The sequence below is a fragment of the Dehalococcoidia bacterium genome, from assembly GCA_040902535.1.
Classification (GTDB): domain Bacteria; phylum Chloroflexota; class Dehalococcoidia; order DSTF01; family JACRBR01; genus JBBDXD01.
This window is the reverse complement of record JBBDXD010000017.1, coordinates 11,214-15,171: the sequence shown is the minus strand read 5'-3', so window position 1 is coordinate 15,171 and position 3,958 is coordinate 11,214. Positions and strand designations below refer to the sequence as shown.

4 protein-coding genes are annotated in these 3,958 nt (G+C 66.3%); 3 read left to right on the top strand and 1 reads right to left on the bottom strand.

Features of this window, described 5'->3' with window-relative positions:
- The first annotated feature begins 111 nt into the window (after nucleotides 1-111).
- The gene (locus WEB52_07850; protein ID MEX2226345.1) at nucleotides 112-1,578 is read left to right on the top strand and encodes an acetyl-CoA hydrolase/transferase C-terminal domain-containing protein; all 1,467 of its coding nucleotides are present in this window, start codon (nucleotides 112-114) and stop codon (nucleotides 1,576-1,578) included.
- A gap of 181 nt (nucleotides 1,579-1,759) precedes the next feature.
- On the opposite strand, the gene WEB52_07845 is transcribed toward WEB52_07850, so the two are convergent.
- Nucleotides 1,760-2,152: a hotdog fold thioesterase gene (locus WEB52_07845; GenBank protein ID MEX2226344.1), complete on the bottom strand. Its 393-nt coding sequence runs from the start codon at nucleotides 2,150-2,152 to the stop codon at nucleotides 1,760-1,762.
- Nucleotides 2,153-2,321: 169 nt separating this feature from the next.
- On the opposite strand from WEB52_07845, the gene WEB52_07840 reads away from it, so the two are divergent.
- The gene (locus WEB52_07840) at nucleotides 2,322-3,188 is read left to right on the top strand and encodes a hypothetical protein (GenBank protein MEX2226343.1); all 867 of its coding nucleotides are present in this window, start codon (nucleotides 2,322-2,324) and stop codon (nucleotides 3,186-3,188) included.
- Between the two features lie 125 nt (nucleotides 3,189-3,313).
- Nucleotides 3,314-3,892, top strand: a complete 579-nt coding sequence (locus WEB52_07835) for a GNAT family N-acetyltransferase (GenBank protein ID MEX2226342.1) — start codon at nucleotides 3,314-3,316, stop codon at nucleotides 3,890-3,892.
- Nucleotides 3,893-3,958: the final 66 nt, after the last annotated feature.

Sequence of the window (3,958 nt, the reverse complement as noted above, 5' to 3'; positions counted from 1 at the left end):
AAGCCCGCGCTCGATTGGTGGCCGAGCTCGATTGGTGGCTCGGTATCCGGGCTTCGTCGATAATCGGCGGGGTTGCCGTGTCGCAACGATGGCCACGAGGGGAGGGATGATTTGGACTGGCAGGAGATTTACCAGCAGCGGCTGACTACGGCGGCCGAGGCGGTGAAGGCGGTCAAGTCCGGCGATACGGTGATGTTCTCGATCTTCCCGCCTGCGACGTTGCCAGCGGCACTGGCGGCGCGCAAGGACGAACTGCGCGACGTGACGGTGCGGCTGCTGGCGCCCGCTTCGGACCCGGGCTGGCTGCGCCTTCCCGACGAGACGCACTTCAAAGTGGAGTTCGAGCTGTACATCGGCGACTTCGCGCGCTTCGTGACGGATGAGAAGCGCGGGACGTATCTGCCCAACCTGTTTTCGCTGGGGATGAAGGCGTACGACCAGGAGCGCGAGGACGTGCGCGTGCCGGACGTCGCGTTTTGCACCGTGTCGCCGCCGAACCGCGGCGGCTATTGCCACTTCGGCGCCAATCACTGGGTGCAGCGCTCGTACGCGCGGCGCTGTCCGACGGTGATCGCGGAGGTGAGCAAGACGCTGCCGCAGGTGTACGGCGACGTCTACATTCACGTGTCGGAGATCGACCATTTCGTGGAGTTCAAGCAGCCGCCATTCGGGCCGGCGGAGTTCGACAAGGCAACGGACGCGATCGAGAACGCGGAACGTCGCGCCGGGTGGAAGCAGTTGGGCGCGGAACTGCCGGACCTGCAGATCCTTGCGGCTATCTCAGGCGTGATGGCTGCGGTCTCGCCGGACGATGCGCGCCGGGTGCTCGGGCTCGCCGATCCGCCGCCGGAAGCCTATCCGATCGCCGGCTACCTGCGAGAGCTGATTAAGGACGGCGACACGATCCAGATCGGCACGGGCGAGCCATCGCGCGGGATGGCGCGGCTCGGCGCGTTCGACGGCAGGAAGGATCTGGGGATCCACACCGAGCTGGGCTGGCCGGGGCTGGCGCGCATGTGGCGCGACGGCATCGTCACGGGTCGGCACAAGGAGATTCACACGGGCAAGACGGTGGCAGCAGCGTGGACGGGCTGCGACCCCAACGACCTGGACATCATCGACGGCAACCCGCACTTCGAGTTGTACGACCCGGAGTACGTGTTGCACCCGCGGACGCTGACGAAGTTCGACCAGTTTGTGGGGATCAACAACGCGATCAGCGTCGATCTGCTGGGGCAGATCAACTCGGAGAGTGTGTTCGGCGGGCGCATCATCAACGGTACGGGCGGGCAACCGGAGATGCATCTTGCGGGCGCGTTTTCGCCGCGCGGGCGCGCGATCACGCTGATGGCATCGACGGCGATGGGGGGCGGCGTATCGAAGATCGTGCCGCAGATGGATGCGGGCTCGCTGGTGACGATACCGCGTTTTTACGCGGACTACGTGATCACGGAGCACGGCGTCGCGCGGTTGTGGGGGAAGAACCACCGTCAGCGTGCGGAGGAGTTGATCGCGATCGCGCATCCGGACCATCGCGACGAGTTGCGGAAGGCGGCGCGGGAGCTGTGGTGGCCGTGATCTGGTTGCCTGGTCACTGGTTGTTGGTCGCCGGTGCGGTGTGGAGGATGACGGGATGCGCGCGTGCATGGCTTCGCCGGGGAGGGATGCGTGCGAGGTTTGCTGCCAAGGAGGACGCTGAGACCGTGACGAGATCCTTCGCTTCGCTCAGGATGACGCAGGTTTCAGGGATCACGCACGTTCAGGATGACGCAGGTTCCGGCGGGGCGTCGATGACGGCGAGGGTGCAGCGGGAGACGCAGACGAGTTTGCCGTCTTCGTCGCGGATGTCGATCGACCAGACCTGGCTCGTGCGGCCGATGTGCAGAGGCTCGGCGACGGCGCGCAGGGTGCCGGAGCGCTTCGGGCGGATGTGATTGGCGTTGATCTCCTGGCCGACGGCGACCTTGCCGGGCGGGCAGTTGAGGCCGGCGCCCGTCGATGCGGCGCTTTCGGCAAGGACGACGGACGCGCCGCCGTGCAGGATGCCCATGGGCTGATGCGTGCGGGACGTCACTTCCATCGTCATGACGACGCGATCTTTCGAATACTCGACGGATTTCATCGGCAGGGCGGCGCCGATGGCGGCATCCATGAGGGCGTTTACCGCGTCGAGGTCGCCGGGTTCGGGTCGCTGGTTCATCGTTGCTCCTGAAGTTCAGTACACGGGGCGGAGCTGAAGCTCCGCAGCTACATTAGGCGGGCTCGGCGTCTGGCGCCACGCCACGTCGAGGCGTAGGCTGCCCGTCACAAAGGGAGGACGCGTGGACATTCGGACAAGGTCATTGCGGGACGTGTGCGAGCCGATCGGGGCGAACGTGTACTTCGCGCCCGAGGCGCATCAGCGATACACGGCGCTGGGCATGAACGGCGCTAGCGGCTACTTCTGCAGCCGCGGCGCATCGCTAGGGAAGCCGAGCGGTATGGTGGTCGCGTCGGCGTTTGGCGTGTTCAGTCCGGCGCTCGTCGTGCCGGCGGTCGATGCTGGGTGGGCGGCGGCGGAGCGCGACGACGTGCTTGAGGCGCGATACGACGGTGCGACGGCGTCGCTGCGGCGGTTGCTCGGCGAACCGGACGCGCGCGACGTTGAGCGCGCGGTCGAACTGTTGCAGCGCGGGTTGGCGGTCGCGGAGCACGCGGGGCATCCACTGTTCAGCGGGCTGCGGGCGCTGCCGTGGCCGGACGACGCGATCGGGCAGTTGTGGCGGTCGTGCGACATGGTGCGGGAGCATCGCGGCGACAGTCACATCGCGGTGTGGACGCGCGTCGGCGTGCGGCCGATCGAGATCCAGCTGATGTCGGAGCTGCGCATGCACATTCCGCTCAAGACGTACTCGATGACGCGCGGATGGACGATCGAGGAGATGGACGCTGCGCTCGACGGAATGCGCGCGAAGGGGTGGGTGGAAGGCGACACGTTCACGGCGGAAGGCGAGCGTTTTCGCGATCAGATTGAGGCGGAGACGGACGCGATGGAGGTGAACATCGTGGAAGCGATCGGCGACGACTTTGATGAGCTGATCGGGCTGCTGCGGCCATGGGCGTCGGCGATCGTGCAGGTGGGGATCGCGGGCGGGGGGTATCCGGGCGATGTGAACGCGATCAGCCAGATGGTGCGGAGCGCTCGGTAGCGCGCTTTGCGATGCGGTTCGGCGACGGATCCGACCGAATGTGCCATTCCGCTGACACCCAACCCGAAGCTGTGATAGGATCGCCGCGAGCGGATGAACCCTCGCGGGGACCAAGGAGCGGCGCGATGACGACGGATGTGCAGCCCATCGGCTATCGAAAGATGTATCCACGCGAGGCGCGGCTCGGCGGCGGCAAGAGCCTGCAGTTGCGGCTCCTGGGACCGGAGCATCGAGAGGAGCTGATCGCGTTTGCGCAGGGGCTGCCGCGGCAGGATGTGCTCTTCCTGCGCATCGACATAACGGATCCGCGGAATATCGACGAGTGGTTGAAGAACGTCGAGGCGGGGCGCACGGTGACGGTGCTGGCGTACGACGGCGAGAACATCGCGGGGTACGCGAGCCTGCATCACAACGAAGTGCTGTGGACGCGGCACGTCGGTGAGATCCGGACGATCGTCGGCGAGGGTTATCGCGGCATCCGGTTGGGCGCGCGGCTCGTCGAGGAGATCTTCGGCATTGCGAAGGAGATCGGGCTGAAGAAGATCACGGCGCAGATGACGTCGGACCAGCGGGGGGCGCGGGCGACGTTCGAGCGCATCGGGTTCCGGCCGGAGGCGCTGCTGGCGGATCACGTGATCGACAACGAGGGGCGGACGCATGACATGCTGATCATGGCGTACGAGATCGACGGGTTTAACGACTGACGCCGTTCTTGTGGGTAACCACAGATGGGCACAGATGGCGCAGATGGGAATGTCGCGGTGCGCGGA

What these genes read in the sequence shown, in the direction of transcription:
- WEB52_07835 (MEX2226342.1), top strand. Translation starts at nt 3,314, where the DNA reads ATGACGACGGATGTGCAGCCCATCGGCTATCGAAAGATGTATCCACGC.
- WEB52_07845 (MEX2226344.1), bottom strand. Translation starts at nt 2,152, where the DNA reads ATGGATGCCGCCATCGGCGCCGCCCTGCCGATGAAATCCGTCGAGTAT.